Raw genomic sequence first — 247 nt, 5'->3', positions numbered from 1 at the left:
GTCTGGGAATCGTCTGGTGCCACGGCTGGTTTTTCCAGTTGCTCCAACATATTGTCGACACCTTTAAAAGCAATGCCGCAAAAACTAGTCAATTAGCCCCGCATAGTCAAAGAATAAATACACATTGTCGACAATCGTCTAATAACCCCCTCATTCGCTTGCCAAGGCATGGCCGCCTGCCAGCGCTGGCGCCAAAAAAGCATCATGTTAGAATGCCCGCCGCTTTTGCCTGACATCAGATGATGAA

Annotated in this window: 1 protein-coding gene; it reads left to right on the top strand. The window is 48.6% G+C overall.

Features of this window, described 5'->3' with window-relative positions; translation table 11 throughout:
* Positions 1-233: hypothetical protein (locus AAEZ05_RS29690; RefSeq protein WP_350650215.1), on the top strand; the 233-nt coding region annotated here is incomplete at its 5' end.
* Positions 234-247 lie beyond the last annotated feature (14 nt).

The organism is Pseudomonas sp. HY13-MNA-CIBAN-0226 (assembly GCF_040310305.1).
GTDB classification, from domain to species: Bacteria; Pseudomonadota; Gammaproteobacteria; order Pseudomonadales; family Pseudomonadaceae; genus Aquipseudomonas; species Aquipseudomonas gregormendelii.
This window is presented reverse-complemented; position numbering and strand designations above follow the sequence as displayed.